The organism is Marinobacter sp., from assembly GCF_044799475.1.
Classification (GTDB): domain Bacteria; phylum Pseudomonadota; class Gammaproteobacteria; order Pseudomonadales; family Oleiphilaceae; genus Marinobacter.
Genome location: NZ_CP085217.1, coordinates 2,867,010 through 2,884,858 on the forward strand (window position 1 = coordinate 2,867,010; position 17,849 = coordinate 2,884,858).

18 protein-coding genes are annotated in these 17,849 nt (G+C 57.4%); 11 read left to right on the plus strand and 7 right to left on the minus strand.

Annotated elements, in window-relative coordinates:
• The first annotated feature begins 4 nt into the window (after window positions 1-4).
• The 6 genes from LG327_RS13245 to LG327_RS13270 all read left to right on the plus strand — a co-directional run bounded on the left by LG327_RS13245 (window position 5) and on the right by LG327_RS13270 (window position 4,594).
• Window positions 5-1,189, plus strand: a complete 1,185-nt coding sequence (locus LG327_RS13245; protein ID WP_404362508.1) for a PP2C family protein-serine/threonine phosphatase — start codon at window positions 5-7, stop codon at window positions 1,187-1,189.
• A gap of 11 nt (window positions 1,190-1,200) precedes the next feature.
• Window positions 1,201-1,692, plus strand: coding sequence for an STAS domain-containing protein (locus LG327_RS13250; RefSeq protein WP_404362510.1), 492 nt, complete (start codon window positions 1,201-1,203; stop codon window positions 1,690-1,692).
• Between the two features lie 78 nt (window positions 1,693-1,770).
• Window positions 1,771-2,838: an NAD(P)H-dependent glycerol-3-phosphate dehydrogenase gene (locus LG327_RS13255; protein ID WP_404362512.1), complete on the plus strand. Its 1,068-nt coding sequence runs from the start codon at window positions 1,771-1,773 to the stop codon at window positions 2,836-2,838.
• A gap of 15 nt (window positions 2,839-2,853) precedes the next feature.
• Window positions 2,854-3,312 (plus strand): SixA phosphatase family protein, encoded by a 459-nt coding sequence (locus LG327_RS13260; RefSeq protein WP_404362514.1) that lies wholly within the window; start codon window positions 2,854-2,856, stop codon window positions 3,310-3,312.
• 47 nt (window positions 3,313-3,359) lie between these two features.
• A complete protein-coding gene (locus LG327_RS13265; RefSeq protein ID WP_404362516.1) occupies window positions 3,360-3,929 on the plus strand; it encodes a DUF1285 domain-containing protein in 570 nt (189 codons plus the stop codon).
• A 203-nt stretch (window positions 3,930-4,132) separates the two neighbouring features.
• A complete protein-coding gene (locus LG327_RS13270; RefSeq protein WP_404362517.1) occupies window positions 4,133-4,594 on the plus strand; it encodes a peptidylprolyl isomerase in 462 nt (153 codons plus the stop codon).
• A 63-nt stretch (window positions 4,595-4,657) separates the two neighbouring features.
• Here LG327_RS13270 and LG327_RS13275 read toward each other — a convergent pair whose 3' ends face one another.
• Window positions 4,658-6,310: an electron transfer flavoprotein-ubiquinone oxidoreductase gene (locus tag LG327_RS13275; protein ID WP_404362519.1), complete on the minus strand. Its 1,653-nt coding sequence runs from the start codon at window positions 6,308-6,310 to the stop codon at window positions 4,658-4,660.
• Between the two features lie 703 nt (window positions 6,311-7,013).
• Between LG327_RS13275 and LG327_RS13280 the strand changes: the two genes are divergently transcribed.
• The 3 genes from LG327_RS13280 to LG327_RS13290 all read left to right on the plus strand — a co-directional run bounded on the left by LG327_RS13280 (window position 7,014) and on the right by LG327_RS13290 (window position 9,097).
• Complete coding sequence (locus LG327_RS13280; RefSeq protein WP_404362520.1) at window positions 7,014-7,763, plus strand: electron transfer flavoprotein subunit beta/FixA family protein; 750 nt, start codon at window positions 7,014-7,016, stop codon at window positions 7,761-7,763.
• The gene (locus LG327_RS13285; RefSeq protein WP_404362522.1) at window positions 7,764-8,705 is read left to right on the plus strand and encodes an electron transfer flavoprotein subunit alpha/FixB family protein; all 942 of its coding nucleotides are present in this window, start codon (window positions 7,764-7,766) and stop codon (window positions 8,703-8,705) included.
• A 110-nt stretch (window positions 8,706-8,815) separates the two neighbouring features.
• Window positions 8,816-9,097 carry a peptidylprolyl isomerase gene (locus LG327_RS13290; protein WP_404362524.1) on the plus strand — a complete coding sequence of 94 codons (282 nt, stop codon included), beginning with the start codon at window positions 8,816-8,818 and terminating at the stop codon, window positions 9,095-9,097.
• A 28-nt stretch (window positions 9,098-9,125) separates the two neighbouring features.
• Here LG327_RS13290 and LG327_RS13295 read toward each other — a convergent pair whose 3' ends face one another.
• A complete protein-coding gene (locus LG327_RS13295; protein ID WP_404362526.1) occupies window positions 9,126-9,581 on the minus strand; it encodes a hypothetical protein in 456 nt (151 codons plus the stop codon).
• 46 nt (window positions 9,582-9,627) lie between these two features.
• Window positions 9,628-9,960: a hypothetical protein gene (locus tag LG327_RS13300; RefSeq protein ID WP_404362528.1), complete on the minus strand. Its 333-nt coding sequence runs from the start codon at window positions 9,958-9,960 to the stop codon at window positions 9,628-9,630.
• Window positions 9,961-10,179: 219 nt separating this feature from the next.
• On the opposite strand from LG327_RS13300, the gene LG327_RS13305 reads away from it, so the two are divergent.
• Both LG327_RS13305 and LG327_RS13310 read left to right on the plus strand, forming a co-directional pair.
• Window positions 10,180-10,599, plus strand: a complete 420-nt coding sequence (locus LG327_RS13305) for a hypothetical protein (protein ID WP_404362529.1) — start codon at window positions 10,180-10,182, stop codon at window positions 10,597-10,599.
• Window positions 10,600-10,641: 42 nt separating this feature from the next.
• Complete coding sequence (locus tag LG327_RS13310) at window positions 10,642-11,880, plus strand: saccharopine dehydrogenase family protein (RefSeq protein ID WP_404362531.1); 1,239 nt, start codon at window positions 10,642-10,644, stop codon at window positions 11,878-11,880.
• Between the two features lies 1 nt (window position 11,881).
• Here the strand turns inward: LG327_RS13310 and cydC are convergent, their stop codons facing one another.
• From cydC to LG327_RS13330, 4 genes are read right to left on the minus strand one after another with little or no spacing between them, the layout of a single operon-like run.
• Entirely contained in the window at window positions 11,882-13,540 is a 1,659-nt protein-coding gene (cydC, locus tag LG327_RS13315; RefSeq protein WP_404362533.1) for a thiol reductant ABC exporter subunit CydC, read from the minus strand.
• A complete protein-coding gene (gene cydD / locus LG327_RS13320; RefSeq protein WP_404362534.1) occupies window positions 13,533-15,230 on the minus strand; it encodes a thiol reductant ABC exporter subunit CydD in 1,698 nt (565 codons plus the stop codon). The genes cydC and cydD overlap by 8 nt, the downstream gene beginning before the upstream one ends.
• Window positions 15,231-16,232, minus strand: coding sequence for a cytochrome d ubiquinol oxidase subunit II (gene cydB / locus LG327_RS13325; RefSeq protein ID WP_404362536.1), 1,002 nt, complete (start codon window positions 16,230-16,232; stop codon window positions 15,231-15,233). It abuts the gene before it with no gap.
• A gap of 2 nt (window positions 16,233-16,234) precedes the next feature.
• Complete coding sequence (locus LG327_RS13330) at window positions 16,235-17,686, minus strand: cytochrome ubiquinol oxidase subunit I (protein ID WP_404362537.1); 1,452 nt, start codon at window positions 17,684-17,686, stop codon at window positions 16,235-16,237.
• Window positions 17,687-17,849 lie beyond the last annotated feature (163 nt).

Here is a 17,849-nt window from a genome sequence, read left to right on the forward strand (position 1 = left end):
TCCCATGACGTCGCGCACCGAGCGCATCCTGATAATTGACCCGGACGAAAAGGCGCGGGCCGAACTTGACCGACACCTCGAGTCCAAGGGGTTTTATGTCAATGGCCACGCAGATCTGGAAGGCGCTCGCAGCCTGTTTGACGAAAACCCCCCGGATGCCATCTTCGCCGATATGACGCCTGCTGCCATCAGCGAGCTAAGGGAGCGCCTCGAGAACGAGAATACGCTGACCCCCATCATTGCATACTCTGATGCCCGTGAAGCCTCTGAAGTCGTGGCTGCGCTCCGGGCCGGGGCGTCGGATTTTGTCCTCAAACCCTGCTCGGACAAACTTGCCCTGGATGACGTGCTGAGCAAGCTCTTTGACCGGGTGCGGGTAACCCGGCTTAATCAGCTCTACCGGCAGGAACTGGAGGAAGCCAATCGCGATCTCCGGGCAGGCATTGCTGAACTGAGGGCCGACCAGAGGGCGGGGCGCAAGGTTCAGTTGCGCATGTTGCCGGATCATGAACAGGTACTGGGTATTTGCGCTGTTGATCACCTGATCAAGCCCTCCCTTTTCCTGAGTGGTGATTTCCTTGATTACTTCCGGATTGATAGCGACAAAACCCTTGTCTACATTGCAGACGTTTCAGGGCATGGCGCCAGTTCTGCCTTTGTTACGGTTCTGCTGAAGAACCTCACCAATCGCCTGCAGCGGAACATGCGTCGGGGCTCCAGCGACGACATCCTTTTCCCGGAACGCTTTCTCGAGCGAATTAACTCGGAGTTGCTGGATACAGGGCTGGGCAAGCATGTTACCGTGTTTGTAGGGATAATTTCCGAGCGTGAACGAACCCTTCGATACGCCGTTGGCGCCCATTTCCCCATGCCAATTCTCTCTTTTGAAGGAGGGAAAACAGCCTTCCTGGAAGGTAACGGGCTGCCGGTGGGCCTGTTTGAGGAGCCGAAGTGGGACGTCTATGAGGTATCGCTTTCTTCACCATTCCGGCTGATTCTGTTCTCGGATGGCATCCTTGAGGTAATCCGGGCTCAGGGGCTTGATGAAAAGGAGAAGCGGCTACTTGAACTCGTGTCGGGAGGTAGTCACACTATTGCATCTCTGAACGATGCTCTGAACCTTGAACAGATCGTCGAGTTACCAGATGACATTGCTATCGTATCGGTAACGGATGTCGTTTCGAAATAATGGCAGATAACATGGCTGGCTATAAAATCCTGCAGGCTGAAAAACAGGGCATATATCTTCTCAAGTTCATTGGGGAGATCCGGCTGAATCTCTGTTCGACCCTGGATCATCTTGTTGAAACCATAACCCAGGATCCCCAGTTTCGGACTGTGGTCATCGATCTCACCGAAACCGAAATCATCGACAGCACGACACTTGGTCTTCTTGCCAAGATTGCCATGGCTGCCGAAAAGCAGAGCCATTTCCTGCCCACGCTGATTTCCACCAATCCCGACGTGACCCGGATTATCACTTCCATGGGATTCGACAAGATATTCATCATTGTCAAAGAGCCCGCCTCACGCATTGAAGAACTTGAAGAAATCCCCGTTCTCAGGGCCAGCGAACAACAGGTCCGGGACAAGGTACTGGACGCTCATCGTGTGTTGATGGGTCTGAACAGCCGCAATCGGGAGGAGTTCAAGAATCTGGTAAGGGCGCTGGAATGCGAGGAGCCGGGCTAAAACCGGACCTGTCACCGCCCCGCAATCATCACCGTTTAAATTCAATCAAGTCGTATTTGACGTCTGGACGGGAATTCCATGTCTGAAAAAAATGGAGCACAAAAGCAGGGGGAATCGCCAGCAGCCCGTCAGGTTGCGGTGCTCGGCGGTGGCAGCTTCGGTACCGCCATGGTCAAGGTACTGGCGGAAAACGGCCACACGACCCATTTCTGGATGCGCGACCCGGAGCAGGTCAGTGAGATTGCCCGCACTCGTCGCAACAGCCGTTATATGCCGAACGTTGAACTGGCAGGGGATATACGCCCCACCACGGACTTTGCCACGGCTGTTGGCGAGGCTGAAATTGTTTTCGTGGCCATACCCAGCAAAGCCTTCCGTGCCGTTATCCTGGAGCATGTTGCCGATTTTCGCGCTGATCAGATTGTCGTCAGCCTGACCAAGGGCGTGGAGAAGCAGGGTTTCAAGCTCATGAGCGAGATACTCCAGGAAGAGCTTCCAAAAGCCCGCATAGGCGTGCTCAGCGGCCCCAACCTGGCGGCGGAAATCGTCAATCGTGACCTGACGGCAACCGTGATCGCCGCCAAGGACCCGGATGTGCGACACACGGTGCAGGCGGTGCTGGGATGTGAGTATTTCCGGGTCTACGCCAATGTGGATATGTATGGGGTTGAACTGGCAGGAGCGCTCAAGAACATCTATGCCATAGTGGCCGGGCTCGCCGAGGCTATGCAACTGGGTGAAAATGCCAGAGCCATGCTGATTACCCGCAGTCTCGCTGAAATGAGCCGTTTTGCCGTCAGCCTTGGGGCAAACCCAATGACCTTCATGGGGCTTGCCGGCATCGGTGACCTGGTAGTGACCTGCACCTCTCCGAAAAGTCGCAACTTCCGTATTGGCTACGAAGTGGGCAAGGGCAGGGATCTGGATGAGGCGGTGGCCGAACTCGGCCAGGTCGCTGAAGGTATCTACACTCTGTTGCTGGTCAAGGAAAAGGCGGACGAAATAGGTATCTACATGCCCCTGGTCAAGGGGCTGCACCAGATTCTGTATGGTGGGGCCTCCATCAACGCTGTAATCAGTGGCCTTATGATGGCGGTGCAGAACTCAGACGTTGAGTTTATCCTTCCCCGCACCCTCACTCATTAAATTGCCGGAGGTTCCATGTATCTTCTGGTTATGCGTCATGGCGAAGCCGGCTGGCACAGCAGGGATCAGGCCCGGGAACTGACGGAGGCGGGCCGCTTCGCAGCAGGCTCGGTGGCCCGTATGATTGCAGCATCGCCCTGGCGACCCGAACTGATCTGGGCAAGCCCGCTGGTGCGGGCCCGGCAGACCGCCGCTATTGTTTCGGAAGCGCTGAACTGCCCTGTTGAAGAGAAGCTGTTCATCACGCCAGACGATGACCCGGCCGAATGCCTTGAGGCACTGCTCGATACTCACCTTGAAAAACTCATGCTGATTTCCCACATGCCGTTTGTAGGAAGCCTGTCCACGCTCCTGGTGGATGGCCACCGGCGTGGCATCCCGTTCATGACCAGTCAGGCCGTATTGCTGGACATGCCCATCGTGGGGCCGGGTTGTGCCGATCTGAAGGCCCAGTTCCTGCCGGACATAGAATAATCGGCACACAGAGTTCTTAAAATACAGTGACATTCAGGAGCCAGGGAATGAATCAGGACCCCAGCAGAATCGAAGAGCAGGTTGCCGACGCCAGCAAGGAAGGCGGGGGACGTCCTCCCCTGGAAAAGTGGAATCCTGATTTTTCCGGCGACATTGATATCCGAATCGCCCGTAATGGCGAATGGTTCTATCAGGGTGAAAAAATGCAGCGCGAAGCACTGGTCAGGCTCTTCGCCAGCATTCTTCGCCGGGAAAAAGACGGCGAGTACTATCTGGTGACCCCGGTTGAGAAATGGCGCATTGAGGTGGAGGACACGCCGCTGATTGCCCACAGCCCCAGCATTACCGGCCAGGGGCCCTCACAGATTATTGAAGTGACCACCAATACCGGTGAGGTCATCAGAATAGGGCAGAAACACCCCATCAGTGTTGATACCTACCCCGACTCGGAGGAGCCGCGCCCTCTGGTCTATGCCTGGCATGGTCTCGAAGCCAGGCTTGTGACCACCGCTTTTTATCATCTGGTTGAATATGTTACTGAAAATCCGGACAGGGCTCCCAATAACCTCGGGGTCTGGAGTGACGGTGTTTTCTTTGAACTGGGAAGCCAGGGTTGAATTCTTCTGTCCCGACCTTATTGTTACGGTAGAAAACGCAGTCTGACCCTTGTTAGACTGTCGCTTCTGAGTAGATTCGGAGCCCGGCCTCATTTAAAAGGGCCTGGTGGTCGTGAGTCCCTCTGTGCAGTCCGGCTGTTCATGATCACTTTCGATTGCCGTAACTTTAAATACACAGTCATTGCGACACGCAAGGAGATCACATGGCCCAACCTCGTGTTGTCACCATCCATTACACACTCACAAACGACCAGGGAGAGCAGCTCGACACCTCCCGCGAGGAAGGCCGTGAGCCGTTGACGTATCTGGAAGGTGCACAGAACATTATTGGTGGACTTGAAAACGCCCTGGTCGAAAAAGGCCCAGGTGACGAACTGAAAGTTTCCATCGAGCCGGCCGAAGGCTATGGCGAAGTGAACGAAGAACTGGTTCAGCCGGTTCCGCTCACCGCTTTCGAAGGTGTAGAAACCATCGAGCCTGGTATGCAGTTTCAGGCGCAGACACCGGGCGGCCCTCAGGTTGTTCGCGTTGTTGAAGTGGGCGACGAAACTGTCACCATTGACGCCAACCACCCGCTGGCGGGAGAGACTCTGCACTTTGATGTGGAAGTTGTTGACGCCCGTGAAGCCACTGAAGAAGAAGCCGAGCACGGTCACGTTCATTGATGTGACCCCTCCGGTTCAAAAAAGCGGCCTCCTTGAGGCCGCTTTTTTTTTACTCTTACATGGTTACATGTTCGGGTAGTTCGGGCCGCCACCGCCTTCCGGCGTTACCCAGGTGATGTTCTGGGCCGGGTCCTTGATGTCGCAGGTCTTGCAGTGAACGCAGTTCTGGGCATTTATCTGGAACCGTTTCCCACTGTCATCGTCCTTCTCCACCACTTCGTATACGCCAGCAGGGCAGTAGCGCTGTGCCGGTTCGTCGTACTTCGGCAGGTTTTCCTTTATGGGAATCTCCGGATCCCTGAGCTTCAGGTGAACCGGCTGATCTTCCTCATGGTTGGTGTTGGAGATAAATACCGAGGACAGTTTGTCGAAAGTCAGCTTGCCATCAGGCTTGGGGTAGTCAATTTTCTTTGACTGGTCCGCAGGCTTGAGGGTGGCGTAATCCGGCACTGTGTCATGAAACGTGAAGGGCAGGCTGCGGTGCAGGATGTTCTGCTCCAGGAACGCGATGCTACCGCCAATGATGTTGCCAAACTTGTGCATGGCCGGGCTGAAGTTGCGCTCATTGTAAAGCTCCCGATAGAGCCAGCTTTCCTTGAACCTGTCTTCGAAGCTGGTGATTTCCTCACCGGTTTTACCTTCCTTCAGCGCTTCGAACACGGCTTCCGCACCCAGAAGGCCGGACTTCATGGCCGTGTGCGAGCCCTTGATCTTGGAGCTGTTCAGTGTTCCTGCGCAGCAGCCCAGGATCAGACCTCCGGCAAAGCTCATTTTTGGCAGCGAGTTGAAGCCACCCTTGGTGAGAGCACGAGCGCCGTAGGACACGCGCTTGCCGCCTTCAAGGTGCTTGCGGATCTCCGGGTGGAGCTTCAGCCGCTGGAACTCGTGGAATGGCGACAGGTGGGGGTTGCTGTAGGACAGATCAGTGATCAGTCCTACATAGGCCTGGCCGTTTTCCAGATGGTAAAGGAACGAGCCCCCTGTCGTGCCGGTTTCGCTGAGGGGCCAGCCAGTAGTATGCACTACCAGGCCCGGCTCGTGCTTCTCCGGGTCAATGTCCCAGAGTTCCTTGATGCCGATGCCATAATGCTGGGCATCCTTGCCTTCATCGAGCTTCAGATCCTGAATAAGCTGTTTGGTCAGGTGCCCGCGGGTACCCTCGGTAAACAGGGTATATTTCGCGCGGAGCTCCATGCCCGGCATATAGCTGTCTTTCTCGCTTCCATCACGGGCCACGCCCATGTCGCCGGTAATGATGCCCTTGACCTGGCCGTCTTCCATGATGGTTTCCGCCGCCGCGAAGCCGGGATACACTTCAACGCCCATTGCCTCCGCCTGCTCGGCGAGCCATCGGCAAAGGTTACCCAGACTGATGATATAGTTGCCATGGTTATGCATGCTCCTGGGAACAAAGGCACCAGGCACTTTCGTGGCTTTTTCACCGTTACGCAGCAGGAAGATATCGTCGCGGGTGACCGGTGTATTCAGGGGGGCGCCCCTTTCCTTCCAGTCAGGGAAGAGTTCGTTCAGGGCTGTGGGCTCAAATACCGTTCCTGCCAGGATGTGGGCGCCGATTTCAGAGCCTTTCTCCACAACACAGACGGTCTTTTCTTCGCCGGCCTCTTCAGCCATTTGCATGATACGACAGGCAGCCGAAAGGCCAGCGGGCCCACCGCCGACGATCAGAACATCAAATTCCATCGATTCGCGTTCCACGTTGGTCTCCTCAAGCTTTGCAGTGGATATAAGGACTTCGACGCTCTTTGCACTAACAGTGGCCGTTGTGGATGGCCGCCTGGCAAACATATCGCTGCGCTGAAAGATCCTGTTCTCTCTTTTAATGAAGGGCGCAATGATACCGAAATTAACGCTCCCAAACGACTTTCGCGGGCGACAAATCGCCGAGCCGATACATGGAAGGATATAATATTTAAAGAATCAAACAAACGTTTGTTTGAAATTTGCCTCCTGCTTTGGCATTGTAAAGGCGAATCACTGTCTCCACCCTTCAGTTACACGGTCCCCCACAGCGCTTATGTTGATGGGCGTGGCGGACGCTCCCTGTTCAAGCCTGTCAGGGGGGCGAATCCGGCACAGTGAACTGACTGCCTGAAGGGAGCATTTCCCCGGCTGGCAACGAGCCGGGTAAGCCACTGGTCGTTGCGCAGGGTTTTGCAGGCAGGCGGGACTATTGACCCGTTTGGCCTTTGGCGTCAGTATTATGGCGCTCTGGAGACACGCGCCCCTTTTACCCAACACAGGGGTGGGGCGGGAAACAGGCTGATTTAACGGTCGATTGGTCACTGGACGAATCGATGCGACAGGCATCTGGAACGCTGCTGGACCCTCAACCAGGAGTCCAGCGGGCATCGACGCCGGATGCGAGTCATTAAACCCATCGTAGAAGAACGAGGAATCTATGAAGGTTCTGGTCGCTGTAAAACGAGTAATCGACTACAACGTCAAGGTACGCGTCAAGCCGGACAACACCGGTGTTGATCTTGCCAACGTGAAGATGGCAATGAATCCTTTCTGTGAGATCGCAGTTGAAGAAGCGGTCCGCCTCAAAGAGAAAGGCGTCGCGACCGAGATTGTCGTGGTTTCCATTGGTCCCAAGGCCAGTCAGGAGCAGATCCGTACAGCTCTGGCTCTGGGCGCAGACCGTGGTATTCACATAGAGACTGACGAACAGGTTCAGTCACTCGAAGCCGCCAAGCTGCTCAAGGCCGTGGTAGAGAAAGAAGAGCCGAAGCTCGTTATTCTGGGCAAGCAGTCCATCGATTCCGACAACAACCAGACTGGGCAGATGCTGGCAGCATTGACCGGAATGGGGCAGGGCACTTTTGCCTCCGAAGTTGTGGTTGAGGGCGACAAAGTCAAGGTTACCCGTGAAGTGGACGGCGGCCTGGTGACGGTGGAGCTGGGGCTGCCAGCTGTTGTTACAACAGATCTGCGTCTTAACGAGCCCCGCTACGCTTCCCTGCCAAATATCATGAAGGCGAAGAAAAAGCCGCTGGAGTCCATGAGCCCGGCCGACCTGGGTGTCGATATTGCGGCCCGCCTGTCAACTCTGAAAGTTGAAGCCCCGTCAGCCCGCAAGGGCGGTGTGAAGGTGGCAGATGTTGCAGAGCTGGTTGATAAACTGAAGAACGAAGCGAAGGTGATCTAAATGAGCATCCTTGTAATTGCTGAGCACGACAATAGCAGCCTGAGGCAGGCAACCCTGAACGTCCTGGCTGCAGCAAAGCAGATTGGCGGTGATGTGGATGTGCTGGTCGCCGGTGAAAATGTAGGCGCCGTAGCTGAGGCAGCCGCCAAGGCCGCAGGTGTGAACAGGGTTCTGGTCGCAGACAATGCTGCATACGGCCATTTTCTGGCAGAGAACCTGGGTGAACTGGTTGCAGAAGTGGGCAAGAACTACAGCCACATTCTGACTTCGGCCGGAACCACTGGCAAAGACTTCATGCCGCGTGTTGCAGCCCTGCTGGATGTTGCCCAGGTGTCTGACATCATGCGGGTTGAATCCGAAGACACCTTTGTTCGTCCGATCTATGCCGGTAATGCCATTGCGACGGTCAAGAGCAATGACAGCATCAAGGTAATCACCGTGCGCCCGACTGGTTTCGATCCGGTAGCTGCCGAGGGTGGTTCGGCCTCTGTTGAGTCTCTGGATGTGGTCAAGGACGCAGGCCTTTCTACCTTTGTGAAGGAAGAAATCGCCAAGTCAGACCGTCCTGAGCTGGCCGGCGCGAAGATTGTTGTATCCGGCGGCCGCGGCATGCAGAACGGTGAGAACTTCAAAATGCTGGAAAGCCTTGCTGATGTTCTGGGCGCTGCCGTTGGCGCCTCCCGTGCCGCTGTCGATGCCGGCTTCGTGCCGAACGACATGCAGGTTGGCCAGACTGGCAAGATCGTAGCACCCCAGCTGTACATCGCTGTGGGCATCTCCGGCGCCATCCAGCACCTGGCAGGCATGGGTGACTCCAAGGTGATCGTCGCTATCAACAAGGATGAGGAAGCTCCCATCTTTGGTGTTGCCGACTACGGGCTTGTAGCTGATCTTTTTGAAGCTGTTCCCCAGCTTGAGGAAGAGTTGAAGAAGGTGGTTTAACGCACTGATTCAACGTAAAAAAAGGCACCTTAGGGTGCCTTTTTTTGTGGCTTTTTAAAATTGGCTCAAAAGGGTATTATGCCCCTTCACTCAAACTGGAGTATGTCCTGATGGCACGTGCATCTGCCCGTCACCTGCTGGTGGCTGATGAAGCGAAATGCAAAGAACTGAAAACCCGCATCGAAGGTGGGGAAGAATTCGCCGCGCTGGCAAAAGAATATTCAACCTGTCCTTCCGGCCGTAACGGCGGCGATCTGGGCGAATTTGGCCCAGGCCAGATGGTTCCGGAATTTGACAAGGTGGTGTTCAGCGCGCCGGTCAACGAAGTTCAGGGGCCGGTGAAGACCCAGTTCGGTTACCACCTGCTGGAAGTAACGTCCCGCAAAGACTGATTGAGTTTTGCGGGCCGGGAGGTATTCATCACTCCCGGTCCGCTGGCTTCCCCTCGTTGTCCCTCTTTTTGCCCGCTCTGCTGTCAATTACCACGTTGGCAAGCGCATGCAATGCCCTGTTGGTTGAGCGCAGCGTGCGGTAAATGCCACTGCTAGCCCGATCGTGGGCCAGCCGCGTCTGTCTGGCATTCTCGCGAGTCCTTTCGCTGCTGGAAAAACGTTCAAACATCTCGAAGGTTGTGGAACTGATCGTGCGGTGGATCATTTCCACTGCAGCTGTACTCCCATTCACCGTGTCCTCCAGCAGTCGCCTGCGGTTTCTGAGTTCCAGAAGTTCCAGTTCCCTTTTTCGCTTCCGGCCCACAATACGGACCAGCTGGCATCTGACCTCAAGGCCAACCCGCCTGTTACGGCGGCACTGCCAGACAGACGCCAGGGTCAGTCCTGTGCAAAGTAAAAGCAGTGTCAGAGTCGCTGCCAGCATGTTCAGACCTCGTGTTGATCGTGATTCATCATCCGGCTCCGGAACATCAACGATAGTCGATGTTGATCTCCACCTCGATGTCCCGTTCCGCCAGTTCTTCCCGAATCTCTTTCATTACCTGCTGATAGACCATTTTCTTCACCATCACAGGCAGCCGGTCGGCAAGAAGTCGGGCAGACTTCGACTCCCGCTTGGCCAGGGCAATCGGATCCACTACCTTCACCGTAAGAAACATCTCCGGTGGCCGGGCCGGCGGCGCACCCGGGTCAAGCCTCTGAAGTTCGGATCGTGCTTCCTGAAGCATCCGGCTCTGGATCCGAAACTGGTGATAGAGCAGCCCGAGAGCGACCGCCAGAGCCAGAAAAAGAAATGCAAACATGTAATCCACCTGGAGTTCCTCCGGATAAAAGTGAATAAAAGCGATGCATGGCAGCCAGAGGCATCAGTGTGGAACAGCCGGGCGGCCAACCGATTGGCCGAATTGCCGAAAATCAGCCGAAAAAGGGGAAAAGCTCATTAAAATCGTCGATTGTTTGCGGAAAAATCCTCTCTCCCTCACAATCCAACACTAATCCCATAACTTTACAGGATTTTCACCATGGTCTGGTTCAAGGCATTTGTGAGCGGCTTCCTGGCAACCCTGATCTTCCATCAGGGACTGTTTGCGGTTTTTTATTACGCTGGCGTTGTGCCATCGGCCCCTTTCAATCTTTCGCCGGTTCCGCCACTGGGTGTTCCGGCGGTGCTCTCGCTCGCCTTTTTCGGGGGCCTCTGGGGCATGGTTATCTGGGCAATTATCGGCCGGATGGCAGCACTGGGCTTCTGGTCGCTCTCAATTATCCTGGGCGCCATTGGCCCGACCGTGGTAGCCATGCTCGTGGTTTTCCCGATGAAAGGCCTCGAGGTTACCGGGCAGCACTGGATTGGGGGGCTTATCCTGAACGGGTTCTGGGGCCTGGGTCTCGCTGTTTTCCTCGCTCTGATGGGAGCCCGCAGAGCACCAGACGCTTTCCGGTAATATGTTTATTTTTTCATTCTGACATTCGAAAAGGAAATCCGGATGACCGAGCAACGCTATGATCTGATTGTATTTGGCGCCACCAGCTTTGTGGGCCAGATTCTGTCCCGTTACCTGGTGGAGACCTTTGGCACTGGCGACAAAATGAAATGGGCCATCGCCGGGCGTTCTGAAACCAAGCTGGTGAATCTGAAAACCGACCTGGGAGCCGCCGCCAAAAACCTTGATGTGGTGATTGCAGACGCCAACGATGACAAGGCGCTCAGGGACATGTGCAAGCAGACCCGGGTGGTCATATCCACCGTTGGGCCCTACGCGCTGTTCGGGGAGCCACTGGTGAAAGCCTGCGTTGAACTGGGAACCGATTACTGCGACCTGACCGGCGAAGTGCAATGGATCCGCAGAATGATCCAGAAATACGAAGACCAGGCCAAAAAATCCGGCGCTCGCATTGTCCATTGCTGCGGGTTTGATTCGATTCCCTCGGACATGGGTGTGTTTTTCCTGCAGCAGCAGGCACAGGAAACCCTCGGCAAGCCGTGTTATCAGGTAAAAATGCGGGTGCGCACCGCCAAGGGCGAGTTTTCCGGGGGCACCGTTGCCAGTCTGATGAACGTAGCAAAAGAAGCGGCTTCGGACCCGGCCCTGCGCAAGGAACTGGCCAATCCGTTTTCCCTGTGTCCGCCAGAGCACCGGTCACAGACGCGTCAACCCAATGTGAAATCCGCCGAATATGACCCGGATTTTGATGTCTGGCTGGCGCCTTTCGTCATGGCAGCCATCAATACCCGTATCGTGCACCGCACGAATGCCATTCAGGGTGCGCCCTGGGGGCGGGAGTTCCTGTACGACGAAGCCATGATGACCGGCAAGGGAATCAAAGGCAGGCTCGCGGCCTACGGCGTTACAGCGGCCATGGGCGGATTTCTTGTGGCCTCCGCCATCAAGCCCAGCCGGTGGTTGCTGGAGCGGTTTGTAGTACCCAAGCCGGGTGAGGGTCCGAGCCAGATGGCGCAGGAAAAGGGCTTTTATGACCTGCGCTTTATCGGCCGCACCGATGATGGCCAGACCATCCGCACGAAGGTGACCGGGGACCAGGACCCGGGCTATGGCTCCACCAGCAAGATGCTGGGACAGGCCGGTGCCTGTCTGGCATTTGATGTGTCGCGGGAAGATCGGCCCGGCGGGTTCTGGACGCCAGCGGCAATCTTTGGCGACCAGTTGCTGACAAGGCTGCGGGAACATTCCGGACTCACCTTCGAGCTTCTTGAAGAACGCTGAGTCACAGAACCACTACCCGCCTGACCTCCGGAAGTGCTCTTGTCGAGTGGGCGAGTGCCAGCAGGGTTCGGCCCGCGATCCAGGGCTCAATGTTCCGCCGGACAGCGCCCCTGGTCTCTGCATCCAGGCCGGTGAATGGCTCGTCGAGTATGATGAGCCTGGCCGGTTTCAGCAGCACCCGGGCCAGCGCCAGGCGTCGGGCTTCTCCGCCGGATAGCTGGCGCCCGTAGGCACCAAGCCAGGTATCGAGCTTCCGGGGCAGGGACGCCACCATCCCCTCAAGACATACCACACTTAGAACTTCCCACAACTGTTCATCCGTGGCCGCCGGTCGCGCCAGCAGCAGGTTCTGCCGAAGCGTGTCATCGAACAGCTGCGTCGACTGGGTGAGGTAACTGACCTGGGATAGCCATGTTGGGGTATCCGGTTGGGGGCTTTCGATCTCCCCCAGCCAGCAGTGACCCCTTGTCGGCTGGACCAGGCCTGCAGCCATATCGGCCAGAGTGGATTTGCCACTGCCGGAACGCCCGACTATGCCCACCCGATCCCCCGGCCTGACAGAAAGTGAGAAGTTCCTGATAACCTCTGGTGCCTCCCCGTGATCAAAGGAGGCCTTCACCCAGAAGACGGAAGGGGCTGGTTCAGGAAGGCGCTGAGTGCGGGCCTGATGCTCCGGCAACGTCTGCTGACTGATATCCCGGTTCAGACGCCTTGCCGCGCCCAGGGTGCCCCCCAGACGTCCGAAGGTGTCCGGAAGCACCGAATAGATTTCGTTTAGCCCGAGCAGTGCCAGCGGCAGGATCGCGAGTACCGGCCCGCTGATCTGCCCGGCCTGAAGCAGGCTGATGCCGAGCCAGAGCCCTGCCACCAGGCTGGCATGCATGAAAAAAGCGGAGAGGGCGCCGTGCCAGCCAACTCGCCTGTCGATCAGTGCCTGCTCCTCAGCCAGCTCATGGGCGTTGCTGGCAAGTTTGTCCTGCTGTCTGTCGCGAGCGCCCGCCGCGACCAGCTCAGCCTGGGCCTCGATGTGCTCAATGACCTCGCCCCGCAGTTCCTCCAGCTTCTCTGCCTGATTTCGCGACAGGGCCTGTGTGCGGCTGAAAACACCCCCGCTTGCAGTAATCAGCGCCAGCGCCAGCAGGAAACCAACGGCCAGAGCTGCTCGCAGGCTGTAAATACCTGCAATCAGCACTACAAAGGCCAGAGTGATGAGCAGTGCCAGGCCTGCCGGCGCCATGAGTCGCAGGTACAGGGTGTCCAGGGCATCCAGGTCCTTTGTGAGCCGGGACAGCCATTCTGAACTCTTTCTGCCAGAGGCGCCGGCCGGAGAGGAGTCGGCCAGCCTGCGAAACAGCCACACCCGCAGATCCGCCAGAAGACCCAGAACGGTGTTGTGGTTATACACACGTTCGCCGTATCGGGCCAGAGTGCGGGTGAGGGCAAACAGGCGGATACCGCCGCCGGGCACGTATACATCGAAGGCGACCTGGGTGCCCGCAGCCAGAAGAATTCCAGTCACGGCGGAGGCCGTGATAAACCAGCCTGAAAGCGAGAGCAGCGCTAGCCCCGCGAGCATGGTCAGGCCAATCAGCAGGGCACCGATTACCAGGCGATTTCTGCGTCCTGCAATCAGCCGGATCCAGGGCAGCAGCTCACCCATCACAGACAGTTCCCTGTTCCATCCGGACCACCCTTGTTGCCAGCCCAAGCAGGGACTCGTGATGGGTGACAAACACCAGTGTGCGGCCATTTTCAGCCAGCTTCCGGAGGGCCTGCAGCACCAGCTGTTCGGTGTGGGCATCCAGCCCGGCGGTTGGCTCGTCCAGAAGAATCAGATTCGCATCAGACAGAAACAGCCGGGCCAGGCTGAGCCGTCGGGCCTGGCCGCCAGAAAGCCCAACACCAAGCTCGGATATCCGGCTGGCCAATCCCTCGGAGCGGGATCCCAGAAGCTCAGCCAGACCTGCCCATTCAAGAGCCCTGATCATCTGGCTGTCGGTGGCATCAGGCGCGACCAGCCGGAGGTGGTCCGCCCAGGTGCCATGAACCACGTGGGGTGACTGCCCCAGCCAGCCGAATGGGCACTCGCCGGGAGGCCTTCCAGACACGCTCACAGAGCCCTGAGTGGGTGTTATAAACCCCGCCAGGACGTTGAGAAGGGTGCTTTTACCGGCCCCGGATGGCCCGGTGATGGCGATCCGTTCGCCAGGGTTCACTCGCAGAAAAACATCCTTCAGTCCCTGCCGGCCGTCGGGGAAGTCAACGCAGACATGATCAAGGAGAATTTCATCTCTGGCGGCTGTCGCAGAGACTGATGGCGCTTTTCCTGCTGGCGCAGCCGCAAGTCGCGCCGCAGAGGTGAGGCGCGCCAGAATCAGCTCCGCTGCGCCCAGCGCTGCTGCCCGGTCATGGTAGTGCTGGGCCAGTTGCCGCAAGGGCTGGAAAAACTCCGGCGCCAGCAGCAGGACAAACAGGCCGCTGAACAGAGTCAGCGAGGGAGCAGGCCCGAATTCAATATAGCCAAGCAGCCCGAAGCCGATATAAATGGCCACCACGGCAATGCTCACCGAGGCAAAGAATTCCAGCACGGCGGAGGACAGAAAGGCGATGCGCAGCGTCTTCATGGTTATTTGTCTGTAATCCTCAGATCTCTCCCTGAGAACCTCGGCTTCAGCTGCGGCCTGGCCAAACAGCTGCAGAGTTGGCAGCCCCCGGACCCGGTCCAGAAACTGCCCGGAAAGCCGGCCAATAGTCTCGAAATGCCGACGGTTCAGGTTCTGGGCACCCATTCCCACGAGGGCCATGAAAAGGGGAATCAGGGGCGCTGCAAGCAGCAGGAAGACGGCTGCCAGCCAGTCGGTCCAGGCCAGGGTGGAAAGAATGACGAGGGGCACCAGCAGTGCCAGCTGGAGCTGGGGTAGATAACGGGCATAATAGCCGTGCAGGGCTTCGACATGGTCCAGCCATTCCCGGGAGAGGCTGGCTGCGGACTCGTCCATCAATCTGACCGGCCCGGCCTGCCGCCAGGCAGCCATGAGCTGCTGCCGGGCAGCGCTCCGGGCCGCACCGCTGCTTCTGGCCATATAGCCTGCCTGAGCAGCCTGGGCGCTGAAACGTGCCCCAAGTGCCGTCGTCAGTCCGACAAACCAGGGTGCCAGTGCCTCGGCCGAATACTCCAGTACCACCGCGTCATGAATGATGTACGCAAGGCAGGCCATCTGGGCCATGGTGGCGAAACCGGCGACAACACCAAGACCAACCGCTGCACGGATCTCACCCCTGGCCTCGCCGGCGAGACTCTTCAGCCAGGCTCCCGCATCGGGGGGCAGTTCGGAGGGCCTGAGAGTCACTCAGTGATAGCCCTCACCGGGGCGGACCTTGCCGCGAAACACCCAATAGGTCCAGGCGGTGTAAGCCAGCACAACCGGCACCACGAATATCACACCGATCAGAAGAAACAGCTGGGAATTATAGGCGGATGCTGCGTCCCATACCGTGTAGTCAGGCGGCACTACATAGGGCCAGCGGGCGCCAAGAAGGGCAAGGTAGGTAAAGATGAAAAGTCCAAGAGTGGCGAGGAAGGGGATAGCTTCCTGGCGCTTGCGGACTGCCCGGTAAATCAGAAACCCGCACAGGAATGTGAGAACAGGCAGGATCCACAGAGCACTGAGGGCACCAAACCAGCGTTCCCGGATGCTCTCGTTGATCAACGGTGTCCAGATGCCAATGACTGCAAACACCACCAGGATGGCTACCAGCAGGGGAGTGGTCACCCGGTAGGCCCAGGCTTGCAGATCGCCTTCGGTTTTGAGGATCAGCCAGGTCGAGCCCAGCAGGGCATAGCCGACAAGCAGTCCCAAACCGGTGAACACGGTAAACGGAGTCAGCCAGTCAAGAGCGCCTCCCACGAATACACGGTTGGCTGTGTCAAAACCCTGAACATAAGCGCCCACTACCGCTCCCTGAGCAAAGGCTGCCAGTGCAGACCCACCGGCGAAGGCCCAGTTCCACAGATAACGGGACCTGCTGGCCTTGAAGCGGAACTCGAAGGCCACGCCCCGGAATATAAGGCCGGTAAGCAGGAGGAAAACGCCAATATAAAGGGCCGGAAGCAGTATCGAGTACACCAGGGGAAAGGCGGCCAGGAGCCCCGCGCCACCCAGCACCAGCCAGGTTTCGTTGCCATCCCACACAGGTGCGACCGAGTTCATCATAACGTCCCTGGACTCCTCGTCCGGCGCAAACGGAAAAAGAATGCCCACGCCGAGGTCAAAACCGTCCATGAGTACATACATGATCACCCCGAACCCGATGATGAACGACCACACAATGACCAGATCAATGTCCTGCATAATCAGTGTCCTCCGCTGTCTGGTGTGTTTCGACGTTCCGGGCTTCCGGCGAATTCGCTTTTTTCCTCGATTTCAAAAGGCACATGGGCTGCGGAAAACGGCCTTTTCGGCCGGTCACTCTCGTATTCTTCGGTGTTGTGCGGATCCTCCGGGCCTGCATAGAGTACCCGCATCAGATAATAGAGCCCCGCAGTGAAAACCAGCGAATAAACGACGATATACCCAATCAGGGTAAACAGGGCCATGCCTCCCGTCAGGGAAGGGGTTACCCCCGCCTGATGATTCATCAGGCCTTGCACCAGCCAGGGTGAACGCCCCATTTCAGTCACGAACCAGCCCGCCAGAACCGCAATGAATGGCGTTATACTCATGACTCTGAGGGTCTGCAAAAACCAGGGTGTGCGCCAGTAACGCCCTCCGGCCCGAAGAACCAGGCCGGTGAGGGCAACGAGGATCATCACAATGCCAATGCCCACCATCACCCGGAAAGACCAGAACACAATCGCCACCGGTGGCTGCTCTGCCCGCGGTACTTCGTTCAGGCCAGGCACCACCCCGTCCCATTCATGGGTAAGAATGAGACTGGCCAGCCCTGGCACACTCAGTTCATAGAGATTGGTCTGATTCTCCTGATCCGGCCAGGCAAAAAGCACCAGGGGAACATGGCTGGATGTCTCCCAGTTGGCCTCCATGGCTGCCACTTTCATTGGCTGATGTTCCAGAGTATTGAGGCCATGAAAGTCTCCCAGCACAGCTTGGGCCGGGGCAACGATGAGAATCAGCCAGAGGCACATCGACAGGGCCCGGCTGTGCATTTCAGTCTGGCGTTCCCTTAGCAGATACCACGCGCTCACGCCTGCGACCACAAAGGCCCCTGTAAGGAAGGAAGCCAGCACCATGTGGCCGAGGCGGAAGGGGAAGGAGGGATTGAAAATCGCCTCGTTCCATGAGGTTACCTGGAATATGCCATCCTGCAGCGCCGTGCCGGCCGGCGTATGCATCCAGCTACTCGCTGAGAGAATCCAGAAAGAAGACGCCAGCGTGCCCAGGGCCACCAGCAGAGCCGCAACCAGATGCATCCAGGGCGGCACCTTGTCCCGGCCAAACAGCAGGACGCCCAGGAACGAGGCTTCAAGGAAAAACGCCGTGATAACCTCGTAACTGAGCAGGGGACCCATGAAATTGGCGGTTGCCTGTGAGAAGTTGCTCCAGTTAGTGCCAAACTGGAACGACATCACAATCCCGGACACCACCCCCATCCCAAACACCACGGCAAACACCCTGGTCCAGAAGCCGGACAGGCTCTGCCACATCGGACTGCCGGTTTTGAATGCGAGGGCTTCCAGCAGGGTAATAAACGACGCCAGCCCGATCGTGAACACGGGGAAAATGGCGTGAAAGGACACTACGAATGCGAACTGGATACGGGACAGAAGTATGGGATCGAGATCCACTGGAGCCTCCGGTAACCTGACAAAAGGACGAAATCAACTTTGTGCCACCGCACTGTTTACTTCGTTTTTTTGTAATTGTTCCGGGGAAATGCTCAGGGGCCCCTGACCGGTGGTGATCACGGTGAATGCAAAAAAACAGGGGGAAGGCTGCACAAGCCCGCGA